This is a genomic window from Nonomuraea spiralis, assembly GCF_014648435.1.
Taxonomy (GTDB): domain Bacteria; phylum Actinomycetota; class Actinomycetes; order Streptosporangiales; family Streptosporangiaceae; genus Nonomuraea; species Nonomuraea spiralis.
Window position 1 is genome coordinate 112,579 of sequence record NZ_BMRC01000023.1, and the last position, 22,547, is coordinate 135,125.

The following is a 22,547-nucleotide window of genomic DNA, read 5'->3' on the forward strand; positions in this document are numbered from 1 at the left end:
TTTCCAACTTACCATCAGGCGGCCTGCCCCGGGATGGCGGCGAGCAGCTCGCGGGTGTAGTCGGCCCGCGGCGAGCCGAAGATCTCGGCCGCGGTGCCGCTCTCCACGATCCGGCCCGCCTGCATCACGTGCACCCGGTGGGAGATCATCCGTACGACGGCCAGGTCGTGGCTGATGAACAGGTAGCTGAGCCCGAGATCGCGTTGCAGCTCGGCGAGCAGCTCCAGGATCTGCGCCTGGACCAGCACGTCCAGGGCGGAGACGGCCTCGTCGAGCACGACCAGCTCGGGGGAGAGCGCCAGCGCCCGCGCGATGGCCACCCGCTGGCGTTGGCCGCCGGACAACTCGTGCGGCAGCCGTTCGGCCAGCGACGCGGGCAGCGACACCTTCTCCAGCAGCTCGGCCACGGTCCTCGCGCGTTCGGCCGGGGTGCCCACGCGGTGCACGCGCAGCGGCTCGGCGATCGACTTCTCCACCGTGTAGCGGGGGTCCAGCGAGGCGTACGGGTTCTGGAAGACCGGCTGCACCCGGCGGCGGAAGGCGAACAGCTCCCGCCGGCCGAGCGAGGTCAGGTCGGTGCCGTCGAACAGGATCCGGCCCGAGGTGATGCCGTCCAGGCCGAGCAGCAGGTTGGCGGTGGTCGACTTGCCCGAGCCGGACTCGCCCACCACCGACACGGTACGGCCGCGCGGGATCGTGAAGGAGACCCCGTCCACCGCGGTGAACTCCCCGGCGCCGCCCCTGAGCGGGAACACCTTGCGCAGGTCCTCCACCACGACCAGATCGTCGGCCGGCTCCCCGGCCGGGGGCTCGGACACCCGTACCGACGACAGGCTGGGTACGGCCTTCAGCAGCCGCCGGGTGTACTCGTGCCGCGGGTCGGCCAGGATCTCGGCCGCCGGGCCCGTCTCCACGATCTGGCCCCGGTACATGACGGCCACCACGTCGGCCCGTTCGGCGGCCAGCGCCAGGTCGTGCGTGATGAGGAAGACGGCCGTGCCCATCTCGGCGGTGAGCTGTTCGAGCTGGTCGAGGATGCGGCGCTGGACGGTCACGTCCAGGGCGGAGGTCGGCTCGTCGGCGATGAGCAGCTTCGGGCGGCAGGCCAGGCCCATGGCGATGAGCGCCCGCTGCCGCATGCCGCCGGAGAACTCGTGCGGGTACTGCCCGGCCCGCCGCTCCGGGTCAGGGATGCCGACCATCTCCAGCAGCTCGGTCACCCGCGCCCGCGCGGACCTGCCCGCGGCGATGCCGTGCACCTCCAGCGCCTCGGCGATCTGGTCGCCGATGCGCATGAGCGGGTTGAGGTTGGACATCGGGTCCTGGGGCACCAGGCCGATGCCCGCGCCCCGGACGGCGGTCATCTCCCGCTCGCTCACCCCGGCCAGGTCGCGGCCGTCGAACAGCACCTGGCCGGTCGTGATGCGGCCGCCCGCGGGCAGCAGCCGGTTGACCGCGGCGGCGGTGGTGGACTTGCCCGAGCCCGACTCGCCCACCACGGCCACGGTCTGTCCCGGCATGATCTCCATGGAGACGTTCTGCACGACGGTGACGTCCTGCTTGCGGGTACGGAAGGCGACCGAGAGGTCGCGGATCTCCAGGAGCGGGGTCATGCGGTCCTCGATCGGTGGGTGATGGCCTGCAGCAGGCCGGTCCAGAGGGCGTCGGTGGGCGTGGGGGCGGCCTCGGTCAGCAGCCGGTTGCTCGCCAGCGCGATCGCGACGTCCCGGCCGGGGACGAACCCGACGGCGCAGCCGACGTAGCCGGGGTGGCCGAGCACGGTGACGGTCTCGTCCCGCAGGGCGAGCTCGTACGTGCGGAAGCCGAGCGCCTGGCCGGGGTCGGGGCCGGGGCGGAAGAACTCGCGGGCGACCTCGGGCCGCCACAGCCGGTCGTGCTCCTCGTAGCGGGACAGCGCGGTGGCCCAGCGCAGCAGGTCGGGCACGGTGGAGAACAGCCCGGCGTGGCCCGACACGCCGCCGAAGGCGTGGTAGGCGTTGCCGTCGGCGACCTCGCCGAGCACGGGCGCGTGCCGCCAGCCGGTGAAGCCGGCGCTGCGGAAGGGCACCGGGTAGGGCTCCGAGGTGTCCAGCATGCGCATCTCGACCCGGTCGTCCAGGGCGCTCATGGCGACCTCGGGCCCGGCGGGCCGCGCGTACGTCGTGTCCGCCAGGCCGAGCGGGCCGGTGACCAGTTCGGCCACCGCCCGCTCCAGGGACGTTCCGGTGACGGCCTCCACCACCCGGCCGAGCAGGATGAAGCCCAGGTCGGAGTAGTGCCGTTCGCGGCCTGGCCGGTAGCGCGGCGCGGGCACGTGCGGGTCGAGGTACATCGGCCACCACTCCCACAACCCGGCCCGGTGCAGGAGCAGGTCGCGCACGGTGACGTCCTCGGGGCAACCCGCCGCCAGGTACGCCCGCGCCCGCCCGTCCAGGTCCACCAGGCGGTCGGAGACCAGCCGGATGAGGGCCGTCGTGGTGGCCATGACCTTGGTGACCGAGGCCAGGTCGTGCCATGTGCCGAGCGTCATGGGCGCCTCGCCGGCGCGTACGCCGTCCGCCCACCGCACGGTGCGGTGGCCGGTGCACTCGGTCAGCTCGAACCACGGCGTACGAGCCGCCCGTACCAGCCCGGCGGGCCCGTCGGGGCCTGCCGGGGCGGCAGCGGCGCCGGGGGCCGGGGTCATCGGCGCAGCACCAGCGAGCGGGGCGGGGCGGGCAGCGGCGCGGGCAGGACGAGCGGGTCCGCGCCCGGCGTGAGCGTGCCGAGCACGCGGGCGGCCCGCGCGCCCGTCCCGCCGGGGGCCGTGCCGGGCAGGCCGTGGGCGGTCAGCCAGCCGATGAGCGCGAAGGCGATGGCCTCCTTGTCGTCGGCCGGGGCGCCCAGCTCGTCGGAGAGCGACACCCGCACCCCCGGCAGGGCGGCACGCAGGCCGTCCATGATCACCGGGTTGCGGCAACCGCCGCCGGAGGCGACGAGCACGTCCACGCCCGCCGCGGCGACGTCCCTGGCGACCGTGCGGACCGTCAGCTCGGTCAGCGTCGCCACCAGGTCGGCGTCGGAGGGCCCGGTGCCCGCCCTGGCGACGGCCTCCTCGACGTAGGCCAGGTGGAACAGCTCCTTGCCGGTGCTCTTCGGCGCCGGCAGCCCGTAGTACGGCTCGTCCAGCAGCACGGCCAGCAGGCGCTCGTCCACCTGGCCGGAGGCCGCGATCCGGCCGTCCTCGTCGTACCCGCGCGGGTTCAGGCCCCGGGCGGACACGACGGCGTCGACGAGGGCGTTGGCCGGGCCGATGTCGTAGGCGCTCAGGCTCGCGCCGCGCACGACGGTCATGTTGGAGATGCCGCCCAGGTTGAGCGCCGCCGCGCCGCCCTCGTGCCCGCCCAGCAGCAGGCCGTCCAGCACGGAGACCAGTGGGGCGCCGTGCCCGCCCGCGGTGATGTCGCGGATGCGCACGTCCGACAACACGGGCGCGCCGGTGCGCTCGGCGATCCAGGCGGGCTGGCCGATCTGCAGGGTGCCGCGCGCGTGCGTGCCCTCCACCCAGTGGAACACCGTCTGGCCGTGGGAGACGATCAGGTCCACGGGCCCGGCCTGCTCGACCGCGGCCTCGGCGGCCTCGGCGAAGCACTGGCCGATGAGCGTGTCGAGCACGCACACCTCGGCGAGCGTCACCGGCGCGGGCGGCAGCGCCGCCACCAGCCGGGCGCGCAGCTCGTCCGGGTACGGGGTGCTCGCGGTGTGCAGCACACGGCCCGTCAGGACGTCGCCCCCGTCGCCGGACCCGAGGTCGAAGTCGACCACGGCCACGTCGATGCCGTCGTGCGAGGTGCCGGAGATCATGCCGAGAACTCTCATGCCGACTCTCCCAGGGCCGCGCGCAGCCGTCCGCCGCTGCGTGCCAGCATCGCTGCGGCCTCCTGCGGCCCGAGGCCGAGCCGGGCGCCGAGCACGGCCTGCTTGACGTTGAAATCGTGCTGGTCGAGCACCCGTTCCGCCTCCTCGCGGTCCACTCCTGCGATCGTGCGCACGATCCTGATCGCCCGCTCGCGCAGCTTGCCGTTGCTGGCCTTGACGTCGACCATGAGGTTCCCGTACGTCTTGCCGAGCCGCACCATGACGATGGTCGAGAACATGTTGAGCACGAGCTTCTGCGCCGTGCCCGCCTTGAGCCTGGTCGAGCCGCTGACCACCTCGGGGCCGACCAGCACCTCGATCGCGTGCTCGGCGGCCTCGCTGAGCGGGGTGCCGGGGTTGCACGACAGGCCGACCGTCAGCGCGCCGCGCTCGCGGGCCCGCCGTACGGCGCCCAGCACGTACGGCGTGCGCCCGCTGGAGGCGATGCCCACCAGCGTGTCCAGCGGTCCGATGCCGGCCGCGTCCACGGCGGCCGCGCCGGCCCCGGCGTCGTCCTCGGCCCCCTCGCACGGGTGCACGATCGCCCGCTCACCGCCGGCGATGATGGCGAAGACCTGCTCGGGCGGGGTGCTGAAGGTGGGCGGGCACTCGGAGGCGTCCAGCACGCCGAGCCGGCCGGGCGTCCCGGCGCCCACGTAGACCAGCCGGCCGCCGGCCCGTACGAGCTCGGCGGCGGCCTCGATAGCCCGGGTGATCTGCGGCAGCGCCGCCGCGACCGCGCCGGGGACGGTGGCGTCGGCCGTGTTCATGGTCTCCGCGAGCTCGGCCACGCTCATGGTGTCGATGCCCGCGAAACGCGGGTCGGCCGATTCCGTGGTCAGTTCTGAGAGGTTCACCGCTTGCCTCGGGTTCTGGGGTCGAGAGTGTCACGAAGGCCGTCGCCGAGCAGGTTCAGGCCCACCACCAGCAGGACGACGACCGCGCCGGGCGCGATCAGCGTCCAGGGGGCGATGAACACCAGGCTGCGCGCCTCGAAGATCATCGAGCCCAGGGACGGGGCGGGCGGCGGCGTGCCCAGGCCGAGGAAGCTCAGCGACGCCTCGGTCAGCACCGCCCACGACAACGACAGCGCCACCTGGATGACGATGATCGAGGTGATGTTGGGCAGTACGTGCCTGAACATGATCTGCCAGCGGCTCTGGCCGGTGGAGACCGCGGCCTTGACGTACTCGATCTCCCTGAGCGAGAGCACCGGGCCGCGCGTGACACGGATGAAGATGGGGACGTACACGATCGCGATGGCGACGGCCACCGTGAACCAGTTGCGGTCCAGCACCGAGGCCAGCGAGAGCGCGAGCAGCAGCGGCGGGAACGCGAACAACACGTTCGTCACGCCGCCGATGGCGCCGTCGGCGAAGCCGCGGTAGAAGCCGGACACCAGACCGCCCAGCGTGCCGACCACGGTGGCGAAGGCCACCGCGACCACCGCGATGAGCGCCGAGTTGCCGACCCCGGCCGCCACCCTGGAGAAGACGTCCCGGCCGAACTGGTCGGTGCCGAACAGGTGCGCGCCCGACGGTGACAGGAACCGCTGGGGCGGGTTCTGCGCGATCGGGTCGTAGGGGAGCAGCCCGGCGTACGACAGCGCCGCCAGCACGGCCAGGACCAGCAGCACGATCGTGCCCGCCAGCATGGCGGGGCTCCTGCGCAGCGCGGTCACGACGCCCTCACCCGCGGGTCGATGATCCGGTACAGCGCGTCGGTCAGCAGGTTGACCAGCACGAACGCCAGCGCGATGACCAGGACCGTGCTCTGCACGACCGCGTACTCCTTCTGCTGGATGCCGAGCAGCACCTGCCGGCCCACGCCGGGCACGGAGAAGATCTGCTCGACCACGACCGCGCCGCCGAGCAGGTAGCCGAACTGCAGCCCGGTCATCGTCACGATCGGCACCAGCGCGTTGCCGAGCACGTGCCTGACCTGCAACCGGCGCGGCGGCACGCCCTTGGCGCGGGCGGTGCGCACGAAGTCCTCCGAGCGCACCTCCAGCACCGCCGTACGGGTGGTGCGCAGGATCGGCGCGGCGATGCCGAAGCCGAGCACGAGCGAGGGCAGGAACATCTGCTGGAGGTTCAGCAGCGGGTTCTCGGTGAGCGAGGCGAAGCCCTGGCCGTTGGGGTTGAAGCCGAACGACGCCGCGAAGACCGACAGCAGCGTCGTGGCCAGCAGGAACGCCGGGACCGACAACCCGGCCAGGCTCACGACCTGGCCGAAGGCGTCCCGCGGCGAGTTCGTCCTGGACGCCGACAACATGCCGAGCGGCACGCCCAGCAGCAGCGCCAGCACGATCGAGAACACCGCCAGCTCGAACGTCACCGGCAGCGAGTGCAGCGTCATCTCCAGCACGCTCTGCTGCGAGCGCGCCGAGTAGCCGAAGTTGCCCGTGAGCATGTTGCCCAGCCAGGAGAAGAACTGCGTGACCGGCGACTGGTCCAGCCCGTAGTACTGCTCCAGGGCCGCGCGCTGCGCCGGGGTGAGCGCGGCGGCCTCGGTGCCGAGCCCGGCCGTGATCTGGTCGCCGGGGATCGCCCGGAGCATGACGAAGACGAACACGGCCACCCCGAACAGGGTGCCGATCGTCGCGGCCACGCGCCGGACGGCCCGGTTGGCGAGGATCCGGCGCATCAGCCGACGGACGTCGTACGCAGGTACTGCAGCGACCCGCTGACCATCGGTACGAACCCGGACACGTTGGACGTGGTGCCGGTGTAGGTGTAGCTGGTGAACAGCCAGATCCAGGGCGCGTTGGCCTCAAGCTCGGCCGAGACCTTCTCGTAGATCGCCTTGCGGGCGGCCGGGTCGGTCGTGGCCTTGCCCTCGGCGAACAGCTTGTCCAGCTCCGGCGAGCTGTACCCGGCGACCTTGTTCAGGTTGCCCTTGCTGGTGAAGTAGCGGCCGTAGGAGCCGTCGGGGTCGGGACGCCCGCCGTTGAGCGCGACGGCCGCGTCGAAGTCGGCCGCCACCCAGCGGTCCACGAACGCGCCCGACTCCAGCACCTCCAGGTCCAGGTTGATCTTCGCCTCGGAGAGCTGGGCCTTGAGGTTCTGGGCCTCGTTGACCGAGGTGGCGTACTCGCCCTGGGAGACGATGGCCTTGACGGTCAGGCCGCCGGACTTGCCCGCCTTGCCCAGGTACTCGGCGGCCTTGGCCAGGTCGCGCTGCGGGCAGGGACGCTTGGCCGGGTCGGACTTGAAGGCCGGGGCGGTGATCGGCCCGGTCACCTCGCCCTCGCCGAGCGCGGCGGTGTCGAGCACCTGCTTGCGGTCGATCGCGCACTGGATCGCCAGGCGCACGTTGACGTCCTTGAGGTCGCCGTGCTGCGCGTTGAGCTGGAGGGCGTGGTAGCTGAGCTGCGGCGTCTTGGTGACGGTGATCGTGCCGCCGCCCTGCGCGGTCTGGGCGACCAGCGGGTCGTTGAAGACCGCGAGCTGCACGTTGCCCGACTGCATGGCCGAGACGATGGACGACTCGTCGGGGATCACCCGGAACTCGACGCTTGCCACCTTCGGCTTCTCGGCGCCCCAGTACTTGTCGTTCCTGGCCAGCGTCAGCGACTGGCTCGGGACACGCTTGCCCAGGGTGAACGGGCCGGTGCCGTTGGGGGTGGCGTTGAGCTTCTCCTCGGTGTCGTCGGAGGAGAGCATGGCCATGTTGACGGTGGCCAGGTTCGCCGGCAGCGCGGCGTCGGGCCCGGTCAGCTCCAGCACGACCGTGTTCTCGTCAGGGGCCTCGACGGACTTCACCGAGGCGAGCGACGCCCGCGCCACGGCGGCCGTCTTCTCGTCCATGATCTTCTCCAGGGACGCCTTGACGTCCTTGGAGTCGAAGGCGCTGCCGTCGCCGAACGTCACGCCCTTGCGGAGCGTGAGGATCAGCTTCTTGCCGTCCTCGGACGCCTGCCAGGACTCGGCCAGGCCCGGTACGACGTTCAGGTCCTTGTCGAACTCGGTGAGCGTGCCGTAGATGTTCTGCAGCACGTTCACGGCCGTGAACTGGGTGGCCTTCCACGGGAAGAGCGTGTCCGGGTCGGAGGTCACGCCGACGACGAGCGGTCCGCCGGACTTGCCCGTTTCACCGGTGCTGGTCGCGGGCCCGGAGGATGATGAACAACTGGTCAGGGCGATGGACAGCACAGCGGCGGCGCCGATCGCGGAGAGCGCGCCACGGGGCATGTGGTCTCCTCAGGGCAGTAGGTCATAAAATTACGCAGACCCTACCACTCAGGTACTAACTTTCCTCAACAGGGATGGATGACGCATGGTGGAAGACGACGGCAGCCTGTTGATCCGCATCCGCGCGGCCATGCCCGCACTGCGGCCCTCGGAACGGCGCATCGCCGAGACGTTCACCGGCGACCCGGCCGCCGCCGCCAATCTGTCCATCGCCGAACTGGCCGCCCGCTGCGACACCTCGACCACCTCGGTCGTGCGCTTCTACCAGCGCATGGGCTACGCCCACTTCAAGGACTTCCGGATCGCCCTGACCAGGGCCGCCGCCCGGGAGGAGCTGACCACGTCGAGCCTGCCGGAGGTGTCGGGCGACATCGACCGCCACGACAGCCTGGAGGGCATCGTCTCCAAGGTGGCGACGAACGAGACCCTGTCCATCGCCGACACCGCCCGCTCCCTCGACATGGACGCCCTGGCCCGCGCGGTCTCGCTGCTGCTGTCCGCGCGCCGGATCGACACCTTCGGCGTGGGCGCCAGCGCCCTGGTCGGTCTCGACCTGCAACAGAAGCTCTCGCGCATCGGGCGTACCGCGATCAACTGGCACGACTCCCACTCCGCCTGGACGTCGGCGGCCACGCTCGACGCCTCCTGCGTGACCGTCGCGGTCTCCCACACCGGCGCCACGGTGGACACCGTCGAGTTCCTGGCCATCGCCCGCCGGTCGGGCGCGGCCACGGTGGCGATCACGAACTTCCGCGACTCGCCGCTGGCCGGCGCCGCCGACGTGACGCTGACGACGGCCGCCCGCGAGACGCAGTTCCGCTCGGGCGCCCTCGGCAGCCGCATCGCCCAGCTCATGGTCGTCGACTGCCTGTTCACCGGCGTCGCCCAGGCCAGCTACGACGAGTCGATGGCGGCCCTGCGCAACACGTACGCGGTCGTGCACGAACGGACCGTGCACAAACGGGGGTGATGTTCACAGGCCGGATTCACCTGCGGTTCACGGGGTCTGTCTAGCTTGAGGGCGCATGAGCTGGAGGTACAAGGCCAACGCGACGCTCGAAGGGCTGACGGGCTACACCCTGAGCCGGCGGCTGCGCAGGGAGACGCCCAAACCGCCGCCCAAGGTGCCGCTGGAACTGCAACGGCTGCCGGGGGACGTGGTCAGAGGGCCGGTGGACGGGGTTCACGACCGCTTGCTGCGTGAGCCCGTCTTCCTGCTGTCGTCGGTACGGTCGGGATCGACCCTGCTGCGGGTCATGCTGAACAGCCACACGCGGGTGCACTCGCCCATCGAGACGCATTTCCGCCGGATGACCGTCGGCCTGCCCACCGAGCCCGTACGGCAGGCCGCGCAACTGCTCGGCCACACCCACAGCGACCTGGAACACCTGGTCTGGGACCGGCTGCTGCACCGGGAGCTGGGCCGCAGCGGCAAGCCGATCCTGGTGGAGAAGACGCCGAGCAACGTGTTCGCCTGGCGGCGCATCGCGACCTGCTGGCCGGACGCCAGGTTCGTGTTCCTGCTGCGGCACCCGGCCTCGATCACGCAGTCCTGGCACGAGGCCGATCCCGGGCGGCGGCCCATGGAGGAGGCCGTACCGCGCACGCTGAGCTACATGACCTACCTCCAGGAGGCCCGTACGCATCTGACCGGGCTGACCCTGCGCTACGAGGACCTGGTCGCCCGCCCCGAAGACGAGCTGCGCCGGGTGTGCGCGTTCCTCGGCGTGCCGTGGGAGCCCGCGATGCTGGAGTACGGCGCCCAGGACCACGGCGCGTTCGTCAAGGGCATCGGCGACTGGCGGGACAAGATCCGCGCGGGCACGGTCGTCGAGGCGCGCCCGCTGCCCACCCCGGAGGAGGTGCCCGCCGAGCTGCACGAGATCTGCCGGTTGTGGGGCTACGGCCCCTTCGCGTAGCCGGGCCGGGGCGAGAGTTCGCCTCGCGTTCGCCGTGCGTTCCGGCACGGGCTCGATAGGTTGCCCCCGTGATCACCGGGCCCTCGCGTCGCGCCATGCTCGCCGGAACCCTCGCCTCCCTCGCCGTGCCCGCGCCTCCCGCTGAGGCGGAGGCCGGGCTCCCGCACCGGCCCAACGTCGTCGTCATCCTGGCCGACGACCTGGGCTGGGGCGAGATCGGCAGCCAGGGGCAGCGCCTGATCCACACCCCGAACCTGGACCGGCTGGCCCGGGAGGGGGTGCGCTTCACGACGGCGTACTCGGGCGCGCCGCTGTGCGCGCCCTCGCGCTGCGCCCTGCTCACCGGCCTGCACGCCGGGCACGGCACGGTCCGCGAGAACCCCGAGGGCGGCGAGCAGCGCGCGCTGACGGCCGCCGACCTCACCTTCGCCGAACTGCTCCGGCTCGCCGGCTACCGGACGGCCTGCATCGGCAAGTGGGGCTTCGGCCCCGACCGGGCCGGCCAGGACTCCCATCCCAACGCCCGCGGCTTCGACGAGTTCTTCGGCTACATCGGGCACAAGCACGCCCACCAGTACTATCCCCGCTACCTGTGGCACAACGGCAGGAAGGTCTGGCTCGGCGGCCGTTCGTACGCGCCCGACCTGTTCCGCGAGCGGGCGGCCGACTTCATCAGGCGGCGCGGCCGGGCGCCCTTCCTGCTCTACCTCGCCGACATCTTGCCCCACTCGCCGAGCGTGGTCCCCGGCGACGCGGGCCGCTACCGCGACGAGCCCTGGAGCGGCCCCAACCGCCGGCACGCCGCGCAGGTCTCCCGCCTGGACGCCGACGTCGCCGCCCTCGTACGCACGCTGCGCGCGGAGGGCGTCGCCCGTTCCACACTCGTGTTGTTCACCAGCGACAACGGCCCCCACAGCGAGAAGGGCGTGACGCCGGAGCTGTTCGACTCCAACGGCCCGCTGCGCGGCGACAAACGCGACCTGTACGAGGGCGGCATCCGCGTCCCGCTGATCGCCTGGTCGCCCGCGCTGCGCCCGCGCGTGGAGGAGCAGCCGGTGGCCTCCTGGGACGTGCTGCCCACGCTGGCGGACCTGGCCGGGATCCCGGTCCCGGCCCACCTGGACGGCCGCTCCTTCCGCGGCCTGCTCACCGGGGCCGGCGCGCCCGCCCACGACCACCTGGTGTGGAACCGGCCGCGCAAGAGCCAGGCGATCCGGCGCGGCCGGTGGAAGGCGATCAGGTTCGCCCCGCACATCGCCGGCGCCGGGCCCGGCGGCCGGACCGAGCTGTACGACCTGGCCGCCGACCCCGCCGAACGCCACGACCTGGCCGCCGTACGGCCCGCCCTGGCGGGGGAGCTGCTGGCCCTGCTCGACCGGGAGATCGGGGCCGACCCGCGGACCCCGTACGGGCTGCGGGCGCGCGTACGGGACGGGCGGCTCGTCGTCACCCTGCGCAACGGCTCGGGCGTGCCCTGGCACGACGTGCGCCTCGGCGTACGGGCGCCCCACCGGCACGAGGTCCCGCCGGTCGCCCGCGTGGACCCCGGGACGGCCGCCGAGGCGACCTTCCCCCTGCCCGCCGCGGGCCCGATCGCCGGCCCGGTCACCGTACGGGCCCGCTTCCGGGCGGAGGGCCGCTCGCACACCTTCACAGTGGTCCGCGGCGGCCTGACCAGCAGAGAAGTCTCACTTTGACGGCACGTGAATCTAGTGACAAAAAGTGATGACACGGCTACTTTAGGTTGACATTCTGGTGGCGAGGCATCGTCTACCAGGAGAGACACCACATGCAGCTGATCACTCGTGCCGACTGGCACGCGAAGAAGCCCAGCACCAGCTACACGCGCCTGGCCTCCACCAAAGGCGTCAAGATCCACTACACCGGCGGCAAGGTGCCCGCCGACCTGCCCGACGCCGACAACCACGAGAAATGTGTCGACCTGGTGCGGGACATCCAGCGTATGCACATGTCCGGCGGGCGCGGCGAGACGTACATCGACCTCGGCTACAACATGGTGTGCTGCCCGCACCGGCGCACCTTCATGGGCCGCGGTCCCCACGTCCTGCCCGCCGCCAACGGCCCCGGGCTCAACTCCGGCCACTACGCCGTGCTCGCCCTGCTCGGCAACACCGGCTTCACCGAGCCCAACGACGACCTGCTCAACGCCCTCGTCGACGCCATCGAGTACCTGCGCGAGCACGGCGACGCCGGTCACGAGGTCAAGGGCCACCGGGACGGCTACGACACCGACTGCCCCGGCGACCCTCTCTACCACTGGGTACGAGGAGGCGCCGAACGCCCCTAGACCAGCCGGCCCACGTGCGCCAGCGCCTGCTTCAGCAACACTCCCTGCCCGCCGGTCATCTCCTGCTGCACCGCCGGCGAGGCCGCCTCCTCCGGGGTGAACCAGACCAGGTCCAGCGCGTCCTGCCGGGGCCGGCAGTCACCGGCGACGGGCACGATGTAGGCCAGGGACACCGCGTGCTGCCGCGGATCGTGGTACGGCGTGACACCCGGCGTCGGGAAGTACTCGGCGACGGTGAAGGGCTGCGGCGAGACGGGGATGCGGGGAAGGGCCACGGGGCCGAGGTCCTTCTCCAGGTGGCGCAGCAGCGCGTCGCGGATGCGCTCGTGCAGCAGCACCCGCCCCGAGACCAGCGCCCGGCTGACCGTCCCGTCCGCCGCGATCCGCAGCAGCAGGCCCACGCGGGTCACCACGCCGGTCTCGTCCACCCGCACCGGCACGGCGTCGAGGTAGAGGATCGGCAACTGGCCGCGCACCGATTCGAGCTCTTCGGGGGCCAGCCATCCAGGCGCGGTTTCGGTCTTTTCGGTCATCTGCCGATCGTATGCCCCCGACCGTCCCCGGCGCCGTACGCCCCACCGGCCGGTCACGTACCGGCGGGCCCGGCGCGACCGGGTCCGCCGGGGCGCTCAGCCGCGTCTGGGCGGCCGGCCGCGGCCCGCGAACCACGACGCCGTGCAGATGACCAGCACGATGCCCATGAACGGCAGGTATTCGGCGACTCTTCTCATCTGAGATCACGCTCCGCTCTCGACGTGGCGAGCCGCGCGAGTTGCGGCTCGACGGTGTACCGGGGGTCGTCGCCCGAGGCGATCCCGGCGTGGAAGATCCCGAACCGGGTGCACGCCGACCCGGCCAGCAGGGCCGCGCCCGCGGCCATCGCCGCGACCCGGCTGCGGCGGCCGAGGGCCTGCCCGAGCAGGGCGCCCGTCACCGACAGCGCCATGCCCGCCTTGAGCAGGCGGCTGCGCCGCAGCGGCTCGGCGGTCATGCCCATGCGGCGCCGCATGCGGACCGTCGCCGCGCACTCCAGGGCAGTGCCCGCCAGCGCCACCCGGCGGGCCGGGCCCGCCTGCGCGACCGGGGCGGCCAGCATGCCGAGCCCGCCCGCCGAGGCGGCGGCCGAGCCGGCGAACAGGAACGGCATCTCCCTGAACCCGTCGTGCCAGGCCGGTACGGCGGTGTCGCAGATCAGCGCGGCGGTGTAGGTCGCCAGCGCGGGCCCGGCCAGCCCGGCGCCCACGGTCGCGGCCCGGCCCAGCCGGGGGAACAGTCCGGTCAGCTCGGTGGCCGCCGCCGTCGCGGCCTGCGGCCCGTACGCGGTCAGGATCCAGGTGCCGACGCTCATCGGCGAGGTCACCTTGAACACGCGCAACATGTTCAGGAAACGCGACGGCTTGCCCAGGTCGTGGATCAGCGCGTACAACGAGCCGCCGACCGCGCCCAGGGCGGCGACCTTGGCGGCCCGGGCCAGCGCCGGGCGTCCGGTCAGCTCGGCGGCGGCGGCCAGCGTGGAGGAGGCGCCGGCCAGGCCGCCGAGGAACAGGTAGCCGGCGATGTCGTGGTCGCTCCAGGGTGTCCGGTTCAGGACCGGCAGGCCGTAGTAGGAGCCGGCGTCCCGCTCGCCCGGCCGCAGGGAACGGCTGCCGCGGCCCGCCGAGCCCGGCGTCGCCTCGCGCTCGGTGCGCAGGTCGGGCGCGTCGTCCAGGCGAACGTCGGTCTGGCTGCTCATCTGCCCCTCCTCCAGGCCGCCACGGCGATCCCGGCCAGCAGGGCCAGCGCCGCCGCGCCCGCGTGCCGCCACATCGACGGCAGGTCCGCCGTCGTCACCACGGGGTCGGGCGGCAGGCCGTAGACCTGCGGCTCGTCCAGCAGCAGGAAGAGCGCGCCGGTGCCGCCCACGCCGTCGGCGGGGTCGTGGCCGTACAGGCGGGCCGAGGACGTGCCCGCCGCGTGCACCTGCTCCAGGCGGCGGGCGGCGCGCTCGCGCAGCTCGTCCAGCTCGCCGAACTGGATGGAGTCCGTCGGGCACGTCTTGGCGCAGGCCGGCTCCTGGCCGACCTCCAGCCGGTCGTAGCACATCGTGCACTTGGCCGCCGTGCCGCTCGCCTCGCGCCGGCCGATCACCCCGAAGGGGCAGGCGGGCACGCAGTAGCCGCAGCCGTTGCAGATGTCCTCCTGGACGACGACCGTGCCGTATTCGGTGCGGAACAGCGAGCCGGTCGGGCAGACGTCGAGGCAGGCCGCGTGCGTGCAGTGCTTGCACACGTCGGAGGCCATCAGCCAGCGGAAGTCCAGGTCACGGGCGCCGGTCTCCTGGTGGCCCAGCGGCTTGCGCTGCTCGACGAACGCGACGTGCCGCCAGGTGTCGGCGCCGAGCCCGACGGAGTTGTCGTAGGACATGCCGGTGAAGGACAGCCCGTCCTCCGGCACGGCGTTCCACTCCTTGCAGGCCACCTCGCACGCCTTGCACCCGATGCAGATGCTGGTGTCGGTGAAGAAGCCCATGCGCGGGGGCGGGTCGGCGTACCCGGCGTCGAGCGGCGCCTGATCGAGGTCGAAGGCCACGGCTCACACCTCCGTTCCGGTGTGCTCGGTCACGCCCGCCCGCCGCCGATAGCTCAGCACCAGCTCCGGCAGGGCCGGGCCGCGCGGCCGGCGCCCGGGGCGGATGTCGGCCGACAGGGCCTTGACCTCCTGGATGTGGGAGTTGGGGTCGAGCGAGATCGAGACCAGCTCGTTGGCCGCGTCGCCCCTGGCCAGCCCGTTGGGCCCGAAGTGGAACGGCAACCCGATCTGGTGGATGACCCTGCCGTTCAGGTGCAGCGGCGCGATCCGGTCGGTGACCAGCACCCGCGCCTCGATGGCGCTGCGCGCGGTGATGACCGTGGCCCACTCGCCGTGCACGAGCCCGCGCTCGGCGGCCAGCTCCGGCGAGACCTCGCAGAACATCTCCGGCTGCAACTCGGCCAGGTACGGCGTGTGCCTGCTCATGCCGCCCGCCGTGAAGTGCTCGGTCAGCCGATAGGTGGTCACCACGTACGGGTAGACCGAGGCGCCCGGCTCCTCGCCGCTCGGCTGGTACCGGTTGTCCTCGTGCCGGTAGAGCTTGCGGGCGGGATTGCGCTGGTGTCCGTACAGCGGGTTGGCCACGGGGGAGTCCTGCGGCTCGAAATGGCTGGGCAGCGGGCCGTCCACCACCCCGGAGGGGGCGAACAGCCAGCCCTTGCCGTCGGACTGCATGATGAACGGATCGATCCCCGACAACGCCGCCGGCCCCTGCGCCCCCGGCTCGGGACGGTAGGACGGCGGCTTGTCCTCCTCGAAGTCCGGCACGTCGTGGCCGGTCCACCGGCCGGCGGACTCGTCCCACCAGACGAGCCTCTTGCGCTCGCTCCACGGACGTCCGTCGGGCGCGGCCGAGGCCCGGTTGTAGAGCACCCGCCGGTTGGCGGGCCAGGCCCAGGCCCACTCGGCGGCGACCCAGTCCTGCTCGGCGGCCGGCTTTCGGCGGGCGGCCCGGTTGACGCCGCCGGCGTACACGCCGCAGTAGATCCAGCAGCCGCACACCGTCGAGCCGTCGTCCTTGAGCTGGCTGTAGGCGTCGAGCGGCCGGCCCTCGGCGTCCCAGCCGTTGATCTCGGCGAGCACCGCCTCGGCGACCGGCTCGGCGCTCTCGCCCTCGACCGGGTAGTCCCACGTGAGGTCGAGCAGGGGCCGGTCCATCGGGTCGCCGGAACCGGCCAGTTTCCGCCGGATGATCCGGCCGAGGTGGTACATGAACCACAGGTCGCTGCGCGCGTCGCCCTCCGGCTCGACGGCCCGGTGGTGCCACTGCAGCCAGCGGTTGGTGTTGGTGAAGCTGCCGCTCTTCTCGGTGTGGGCCGCGGCGGGGAAGAAGAACACCTCGGTGCCGATCTCGGAGGTGGTCAGCTCGCCGGTCTCGATCTCCGGGCCGTCCTTCCACCAGGTGGCGCTCTCGATCAGGTTGAGGTCGCGCACCACCAGCCAGTCGAGCTCGGCCATGCCGAGGCGCTGCATCCGGGCGTTGGCCGACCCCACGGCCGGGTTCTCGCCGAGCAGCAGGTAGCCCTTGCACGTGCCGTCGAGCTGCGCCAGCACCGTGTCGTACGTGCTGTGGGAGCCGGTCAGGCGGGGCAGGTAGTCGAAGTGGAAGTCGTTGTCGCGCGTCGCGGACGGCCCCCACCACGCCTTGAGCAGGCTCACCAGGTAGGCGGGCATGTTCGCCCAGAAGCCGCGGCACGGCGAGTCGGCGCGCAGGAAGTCGCGCATGCGCTCGTGCTCGTGCGCGTGCGGCATCGGGATGTAGCCGGGCAGCAGGTTGAACAGCGTCGGGATGTCGCTGGAACCCTGGATGCTGGCGTGCCCGCGCAGCGCCTGGATGCCGCCGCCGGGCCGGCCGATGTTGCCGAGCAGGAGTTGCAGGATGCTGGCCGTACGGATGAACTGCGCGCCGTCGCTGTGCTGGGTCCAGCCCACCGCGTAGACGAACTCGGCGGTCCTGTCCGGGCCGGAGTTCTCCGTCAGGTGGCGGCACACCTGGGCGAACAGCTCCGGCGGCACCCCGCACACCCGCTGCACCATCTCCGGCGTGTAGCGGGCGAAGTGGCGGCGCAGGACCTGCAGCACGCAGCGCGGGTGCCGCAGCGTCTCGTCACGTACCGGCTCGCCGTGCAGCGGGACGCCGGTGCCGCCCTGCACCTCGGCGCGGCCGGGCGGCATGGTGCCCGCCGGGCGGTCGTAGTGCTCGTCCCGCTCGCCGGAGGCCGCGACCGTGCGCATGCCCTCGTACTGCCAGGTGTCGTCGTCGTAGTCGCGGGTCTCGGGGTCGAAGCCGGAGAACAGGCCGTCGAGGTCCTCGGCGTCGCGGTAGTCCTCGCGCAGGATGGTCGAGGCGTTGGTGTAGTGCAGGACGTAGTCGCGGAAGAACAGCTCGTTCTCCAGCACGTGGTTGACGATCGCGCCGAGGAAGGCGACGTCCGAGCCCACCCTGATCGGCACGTGCAGGTCGGCCAGCGCGCTCGTACGGGTGAACCGCGGGTCCACGTGGATGACCACCGCGCCGCGCGCCTTGGCCTCCATCACCCACTGGAACCCGACCGGATGCGCCTCGGCGAAGTTCGACCCCTGGATCAGCACGCAGTCGGAGTGCTGCAGATCCTGGAGGAACGTCGTGGCCCCGCCGCGCCCGAACGACGTGCCGAGACCCACCACGGTCGAGCTGTGGCACACCCGCGCCTGGTTCTCGATCTGCACCACGCCGAGCGCCGTGAACAGCTTCTTGATGAGGTAGTTCTCCTCGTTGTCCAGCGTCGCGCCGCCCAGGCTGGCCACGCCCATCGTGCGGGCCACCCGGCGGCCGGCGTTCTCCCACTCCCAGGTCGCCCGCCGGGTCTCGATGATCCGGTCGGCCACCATCTCCATGGCGGCGTCCAGGTCGAGCTCCTGCCAGTCGGCGGCGTGCGGCGGGCGGTAGAGCACCTTGCGCAGCCGGCCGGAGCCGGTGGTGAGCTGGAGGCTGGAGGCCCCCTTCGGGCACAGCCGGCCCCTGCTGATCGGGGAGTCGGGGTCGCCCTCGATCTGCACGACCTTCTCGTCCCGGACGTAGACGTTCTGGGCGCAGCCCACCGCGCAGTACGGGCACACCGACTTGACCACCCGGTCGGCGGCGGCCGTACGGGCCGGTCGGGAGCCCGTACGGGGGGACTTCGCCGCGGCGGCCCGCCCGAGCCTGTCCTTGCCCGTGAGCTGCCGCAGCAGCGGCCAGGAGAACTCCATGCCGCTCACGCCCCCGCCTGGCGCATGCGCCGGTCGCGCCAGGCCCGCTCGCGCATCCAGGCGTGCACGTCGCCGCGCTCGACCGGCCCGACCTCGCGCGGGTTGACCAGTTGCTGCGTGCGCCCGGCCAGCAGGCCCGGCCGTCCCCGGCGGCGCGCGACGGCGTCGCTCCCGTCGGCCGGCACGCCCGTCGCGATCAGGTACGCGCGCCCCGGCGGCACGCCCAGCAGCCTGGCGATCTCGGCGTAGTCCAGCCCCTGCGACAGCAGCCGCAGCACCTGCTCCTTGCTCGGCATCGTTCCCCCCGGCGCCCGTGCCCCTGGTCTCGGTCCTGCCCCTGGCGAGCGGCAGGAAAACCGAAGTCCCAGGTCAAAGGCGCATTTTGGGGACAGGCCGGGATCAGGTGAGGCGGGCGGCGGCCTCCGCCCAGGCGGCGGTGTCACCGGACGGCTCGTACCGGCGCAGCTCCTGTGTGGAGGCGACCAGGTCGCGCATCGCGCCGAGGTCGGCGACCAGCCCGGCCGCCCGCGCCTGCGTCAGGACGTTGCCGAGCGCGGTCGCCTCGGCCGGCCCGGCCACGACCGGCAGGCCGCACGCGTCGGCCGTGAACCGGCACAGCAGCTCGTTGCGCGACCCGCCGCCCACCAGGTGCACGACCTCCACTTCGCGCCCCGACAGCTCCATGGCCTGCCGCACCGCCCGCCGGTGCCCCAGCGCCAGGCTCTCCAGCACGCACCGTACGAAGCCCGCCGGAGTGGACGGCGGCCGCTGCCCGGTACGCCGGCACTCGGCGGCGATGCGCGCGGGCATGTCGCCCGGCGGCAGGAACGCCGGCACGTCGGGATCGACCACGGCGGCGAAGGGCCGCTCCCGGGCCGCCGCCGCCAGCAGGTCGCCGAGCGAGGAGCCGGGCCAGGCCCGCAGGCACTCCTGCAACAACCACAACCCCATCACGTTGCGCAGGTAGCGCACGGTGCCGTCGATCCCGGCCTCGTTGGTGAAGTTGGCGGCCCGGCCCGCCTCGGTGAGCACGGGGGCGGGCAGCTCCACCCCGGCCAGCGACCAGGTGCCGCACGAGATGTAGGCGAAGGCCGATCCGGCGGCGGGTACGGCGGCCACGGCGGAGGCGGTGTCGTGCGAGGCCACCGCCCGTACCGGCGCCGAGAAGCCGATCTCCCCGGCGACGTCGCGGCGCAGCCCGCCGATCGCCTCGCCGGGCTGCCGCAGCCGGGGGAAGAGCCCCGCGGGCAGGCCCAGCCGGTCGATCAGCGGGACCGCCCAGGACCGCGTGCGCACGTCGAGCAGGCCCGTGGTCGAGGCGTTGGTCACCTCCGCGCCGATCTCGCCGGTCAGCCAGTAGGCGATCAGGTCGGGGACGAGCAACATCGTCGCGGCGTCGTCCAGCCGGTCGGCCAGGAGCTGGTAGACCGTGTTGAACGGGAGCACCTGCAGCCCGGACACCTCGTACAGCGCCTCGGCCCCGACCGTGGCGGCGACCTGCTCGGCCACCCCGCGCGTACGGTCGTCGCGGTAGTGCACCGGGTTGCCCAGCAGCGCGCCGGTCTCGTCGAGCAGCCCGTAGTCGACGGCCCACGAGTCGACCCCGATCGAGGTGACCGGACCGGCCGCGCGCAGGCCGGTGAGGATCTCGCGGTAGAGGCCCAGGATGTCCCAGTGGAGGCGGCCGGCCAGGCGGACCGGCCCGTTGGGGAAGCGGTGGACCTCGGTCGTGGCCAGGCCCTCCGACAGGTCGGCGACCAGCACGCGCCCGCTGGAGGCGCCCAGGTCCACGGCGGCGAATCGGCTCACTGGGTGGACTCCCTCACGACCAGTTCGGGCTGGAACATGATGTGTTGATGCGGATGTGTGTCTGGGTTGTCGCACTCGTCCAGCAGCAGCTCGGTGGCGATGCGGCCGAGCTGGTACGTCGGCTGCCGCATCGAGCTGAGCGACACGGCGGAGGCGGCGGCGAAGTCGATGTCGTCGTAGCCCATCAGCGCCACGTCGCCGGGCACCCGCACCCCGGCGCGCAGCAGCGCCCGCAGCACGCCCAGCGCGAGCAGGTCGTTGGCGCAGAACACGGCCTCGGGCAGGCCCCGGGCCATCAGGTCGGCCGCGGCCTGCTCGCCCGCGCGGGCCGTCATCGTGGCCGTCTCGGCCACCCGCAGCGCGGCCGGGTCGAGCCCGGCCGCCGCGAGCGCCTCGGCCGCCCCCTGCCGCCGCTCGGCGCACTGCCGGATGGTCAGCGGCCCGGTCACGTACGCGACCTCGCGCGCGCCCCCGGCCAGCAGGTGGGCCATCGCGGCCCGCCCGCCGGCGACGTCGTCCACCGCGACCGCGCACTGGTCGGGCCGGTGGGCCGGGTGGTCGACCAGCACGACGCTGATGCCGCGCTCGCGCAGCCGTTCCAGGCGGGCCGGGTCCTCGTCGGACGGCGTGATCAGCACGCCGCGCACCCGGTGCTCGGCCAGCACCCGCAGGTTGCGCTCCTCCTTGTCCGTGGAGCCCGCCGAGTTGCCGAGGATCACCGCGTAGCCCAGCTCGCTGGCGACGTCCTCGACGCCGGCTGCGACCTCGGTGAAGAACGGGTTGCCGATGTCGATGACGCTCAGGCCGATCGTCCTGCTGTGCCCGGCGCGCAGGGTCGAGGCCGAGCCGTGCCTGACGAACCCGAGCTCCCGGATCGCCGCCTCCACCCGTTCCCGGGTGTCGGGGGCGACCTTCGCGGGCCGGTTCAGGACGTTGGAGACCGTGCCGGGGGAGACGCCGGCGCGGGCGGCGACGTCCTTGATGCTGACCATGGCCATGGCGCCTCATTAAAACGTACTAACGATCGGATGGCCAGCGCCGGTTCGGCTACGTGCCGTACGTCACGCATTGACAGCGGTCGGCGCTGATCGTAGGTTCCTCGGCAGCGCATTAAAACGTTTTGAAGGAGAGCGCCTGTGCGACGTGTCTGCTTTCTGCTCAAGGTCCGTCCGGAGCGGCTGGCGGAGTACCGCGAGCGCCACCGGGCGGTGTGGCCGGACATGCTCGACGCGCTGCGCCGCGCCGGCTGGCACAACTACTCCCTCTTCCTCCGGGACGACGGCCTGCTCGTGGGCTACCTGGAGACCGCCGACTTCGAGGCGGCGAAGCGGGCGATGGCCGCGACCGAGGTCAACGCCCGCTGGCAGGCCGAGATGGCGCCCTTCTTCGAAGACCTCGACGGACGCCCCGACGAGGGCATGCGCCCGCTGGACGAAGTGTTCCACCTGGACTGATCGGGAAGTCATGACCACTGACATCAAGGCCGCCCTGCGCGCGCTGCACATCGAGACGCCGTCCTGGGCGTACGGCAACAGCGGCACCCGGTTCAAGGTGTTCGCGCAGCGGGGAGTGCCGCGCGACCCGTACGAGAAGCTGGCCGACGCCGCCCAGGTGCACGCCCATACCGGCGCCGCCCCCACGGTCGCCCTGCACATCCCGTGGGACAAGGTGGCCGACTACGGCGACCTGGCCGCCCACGCCCGCGACCTGGGCGTCGGCATCGGGGCGATCAACTCCAACGTCTTCCAGGACGACGACTACATGCTCGGCAGCGTCACCAACCCCGACCCGGCCGTCCGCCGCAAGGCCCTGGACCACCTGCTGGAATGCGTCGACATCATGGACGCCACCGGCTCCGGCACGCTCAAGCTCTGGTTCTCCGACGGCACCAACTACCCCGGCCAGGACGACATCCGCGCCCGCCAGGACCGCCTGGCCGAGGCCCTGTCCGCCGTGTACGACCGCCTCGGCGCCGACCAGCGTTTCCTGCTGGAGTACAAACTGTTCGAGCCCGCCTTCTACACCACCGACGTGCCCGACTGGGGCACCGCGTACGCCCACTGCCTCAGGCTCGGCCCCAAGGCGCAGGTCGTCGTGGACACCGGCCACCACGCGCCGGGCGTCAACATCGAGTTCATCGTGGCGTTCCTGCTGCGCGAGGGGAAGCTCGGCGGCTTCGACTTCAACTCCCGCTTCTACGCCGACGACGACCTCATGGTCGGGGCGGCCGACCCGTTCCAGCTCTTCCGCATCATGTACGAGGTCGCGCGCGGCGGCGGGCTGGAGGCGGGCGTCGCGTTCATGCTCGACCAGTGCCACAACATCGAGCCGAAGATCCCCGGCCAGATCCGCTCGGTCATGAACGTCCAGGAGGCCACGGCCAAGGCGCTGCTGGTGGACCGGGACGCGCTGGCCGCGGCCCAGGCCGGGGGAGACGTACTGGGCGCGAACGCCGTGCTCATGGACGCCTACAACACCGACGTGCGGCCGCTGCTCGCCGAGATGCGCGAGGAGGCGGGCCTCGCGCCCGACCCGATGGCCGCGTACGCCAAGTCCGGATATTTCGAGAAAATCGCTGCCGAGCGCGTCGGCGGCACGCAGGCCGGCTGGGGGGCCTGACCA

20 protein-coding genes are annotated in these 22,547 nt (G+C 72.5%); 6 read left to right on the forward strand and 14 right to left on the reverse strand.

All coding sequences use genetic code 11. From position 1 onward, the window contains the following. Nucleotides 1–14 precede the first annotated feature (14 nt). The 7 genes from IEZ27_RS39670 to IEZ27_RS39700 are packed head-to-tail and all read right to left on the reverse strand — an operon-like array spanning nt 15 to nt 8,090. On the reverse strand, nt 15–1,613 hold the full coding sequence (locus IEZ27_RS39670; RefSeq protein WP_189651979.1) for an ABC transporter ATP-binding protein: 1,599 nt from the start codon (nt 1,611–1,613) through the stop codon (nt 15–17). Next, entirely contained in the window at nt 1,610–2,686 is a 1,077-nt protein-coding gene (locus tag IEZ27_RS39675) for a serine hydrolase domain-containing protein (protein WP_189651980.1), read from the reverse strand. The genes IEZ27_RS39670 and IEZ27_RS39675 overlap by 4 nt, the downstream gene beginning before the upstream one ends. Further along, a complete protein-coding gene (locus IEZ27_RS39680) occupies nt 2,683–3,858 on the reverse strand; it encodes an anhydro-N-acetylmuramic acid kinase (protein ID WP_189651981.1) in 1,176 nt (391 codons plus the stop codon). The genes IEZ27_RS39675 and IEZ27_RS39680 overlap by 4 nt, the downstream gene beginning before the upstream one ends. Then, a complete protein-coding gene (murQ, locus tag IEZ27_RS39685; RefSeq protein WP_125635703.1) occupies nt 3,855–4,754 on the reverse strand; it encodes an N-acetylmuramic acid 6-phosphate etherase in 900 nt (299 codons plus the stop codon). Before murQ ends, IEZ27_RS39680 begins: the two co-directional genes overlap by 4 nt. Further along, complete coding sequence (locus tag IEZ27_RS39690) at nt 4,751–5,578, reverse strand: ABC transporter permease (RefSeq protein ID WP_125635705.1); 828 nt, start codon at nt 5,576–5,578, stop codon at nt 4,751–4,753. The genes murQ and IEZ27_RS39690 overlap by 4 nt, the downstream gene beginning before the upstream one ends. Beyond that, nucleotides 5,575–6,543, reverse strand: coding sequence for an ABC transporter permease (locus IEZ27_RS39695; protein WP_189651982.1), 969 nt, complete (start codon nt 6,541–6,543; stop codon nt 5,575–5,577). Before IEZ27_RS39695 ends, IEZ27_RS39690 begins: the two co-directional genes overlap by 4 nt. After that, entirely contained in the window at nt 6,543–8,090 is a 1,548-nt protein-coding gene (locus tag IEZ27_RS39700) for an ABC transporter substrate-binding protein (RefSeq protein WP_189651983.1), read from the reverse strand. The genes IEZ27_RS39695 and IEZ27_RS39700 overlap by 1 nt, the downstream gene beginning before the upstream one ends. 85 nt (nt 8,091–8,175) lie before the next feature. On the opposite strand from IEZ27_RS39700, the gene IEZ27_RS39705 reads away from it, so the two are divergent. The 4 genes from IEZ27_RS39705 to IEZ27_RS39720 all read left to right on the forward strand — a co-directional run bounded on the left by IEZ27_RS39705 (nt 8,176) and on the right by IEZ27_RS39720 (nt 12,317). Then, the gene (locus IEZ27_RS39705) at nt 8,176–9,060 is read left to right on the forward strand and encodes a MurR/RpiR family transcriptional regulator (protein ID WP_189651984.1); all 885 of its coding nucleotides are present in this window, start codon (nt 8,176–8,178) and stop codon (nt 9,058–9,060) included. Between the two features lie 55 nt (nt 9,061–9,115). Further along, complete coding sequence (locus IEZ27_RS39710) at nt 9,116–10,009, forward strand: sulfotransferase family protein (protein ID WP_189651985.1); 894 nt, start codon at nt 9,116–9,118, stop codon at nt 10,007–10,009. Between the two features lie 68 nt (nt 10,010–10,077). Beyond that, on the forward strand, nt 10,078–11,706 hold the full coding sequence (locus tag IEZ27_RS39715; RefSeq protein ID WP_229824765.1) for an arylsulfatase: 1,629 nt from the start codon (nt 10,078–10,080) through the stop codon (nt 11,704–11,706). A gap of 92 nt (nt 11,707–11,798) precedes the next feature. Next, the gene (locus IEZ27_RS39720) at nt 11,799–12,317 is read left to right on the forward strand and encodes a peptidoglycan recognition protein family protein (RefSeq protein ID WP_189651986.1); all 519 of its coding nucleotides are present in this window, start codon (nt 11,799–11,801) and stop codon (nt 12,315–12,317) included. Here the strand turns inward: IEZ27_RS39720 and IEZ27_RS39725 are convergent. The 7 genes from IEZ27_RS39725 to IEZ27_RS39755 form a co-directional block, all read right to left on the reverse strand. Next, on the reverse strand, nt 12,314–12,850 hold the full coding sequence (locus IEZ27_RS39725; protein ID WP_189651987.1) for an NUDIX hydrolase family protein: 537 nt from the start codon (nt 12,848–12,850) through the stop codon (nt 12,314–12,316). The two genes, IEZ27_RS39720 and IEZ27_RS39725, sit on opposite strands and share 4 nt — an antisense overlap. Nucleotides 12,851–13,044: 194 nt before the next feature. Beyond that, the gene (gene nrfD, locus IEZ27_RS39730) at nt 13,045–14,049 is read right to left on the reverse strand and encodes an NrfD/PsrC family molybdoenzyme membrane anchor subunit (protein ID WP_189651988.1); all 1,005 of its coding nucleotides are present in this window, start codon (nt 14,047–14,049) and stop codon (nt 13,045–13,047) included. Continuing rightward, nucleotides 14,046–14,825, reverse strand: a complete 780-nt coding sequence (locus tag IEZ27_RS39735; protein ID WP_189652015.1) for a 4Fe-4S dicluster domain-containing protein — start codon at nt 14,823–14,825, stop codon at nt 14,046–14,048. Before IEZ27_RS39735 ends, nrfD begins: the two co-directional genes overlap by 4 nt. 63 nt (nt 14,826–14,888) lie before the next feature. Then, entirely contained in the window at nt 14,889–18,116 is a 3,228-nt protein-coding gene (gene fdh / locus IEZ27_RS39740) for a formate dehydrogenase (protein WP_189652016.1), read from the reverse strand. Between the two features lie 5 nt (nt 18,117–18,121). Next, nucleotides 18,122–18,412, reverse strand: a complete 291-nt coding sequence (locus tag IEZ27_RS39745) for a hypothetical protein (protein ID WP_189651989.1) — start codon at nt 18,410–18,412, stop codon at nt 18,122–18,124. Nucleotides 18,413–18,515: 103 nt separating this feature from the next. Further along, nucleotides 18,516–19,925: a rhamnulokinase gene (locus tag IEZ27_RS39750; RefSeq protein ID WP_189651990.1), complete on the reverse strand. Its 1,410-nt coding sequence runs from the start codon at nt 19,923–19,925 to the stop codon at nt 18,516–18,518. Continuing rightward, nucleotides 19,922–20,923 carry a LacI family DNA-binding transcriptional regulator gene (locus IEZ27_RS39755; RefSeq protein ID WP_189651991.1) on the reverse strand — a complete coding sequence of 334 codons (1,002 nt, stop codon included), beginning with the start codon at nt 20,921–20,923 and terminating at the stop codon, nt 19,922–19,924. The genes IEZ27_RS39750 and IEZ27_RS39755 overlap by 4 nt, the downstream gene beginning before the upstream one ends. Nucleotides 20,924–21,061: 138 nt before the next feature. Between IEZ27_RS39755 and IEZ27_RS39760 the strand changes: the two genes are divergently transcribed. Then, a complete protein-coding gene (locus tag IEZ27_RS39760) occupies nt 21,062–21,379 on the forward strand; it encodes an L-rhamnose mutarotase (RefSeq protein ID WP_125635726.1) in 318 nt (105 codons plus the stop codon). Between the two features lie 10 nt (nt 21,380–21,389). Continuing rightward, complete coding sequence (gene rhaI / locus IEZ27_RS39765; RefSeq protein ID WP_189651992.1) at nt 21,390–22,544, forward strand: L-rhamnose isomerase; 1,155 nt, start codon at nt 21,390–21,392, stop codon at nt 22,542–22,544. The last annotated feature ends 3 nt before the right edge of the window (nt 22,545–22,547 follow it).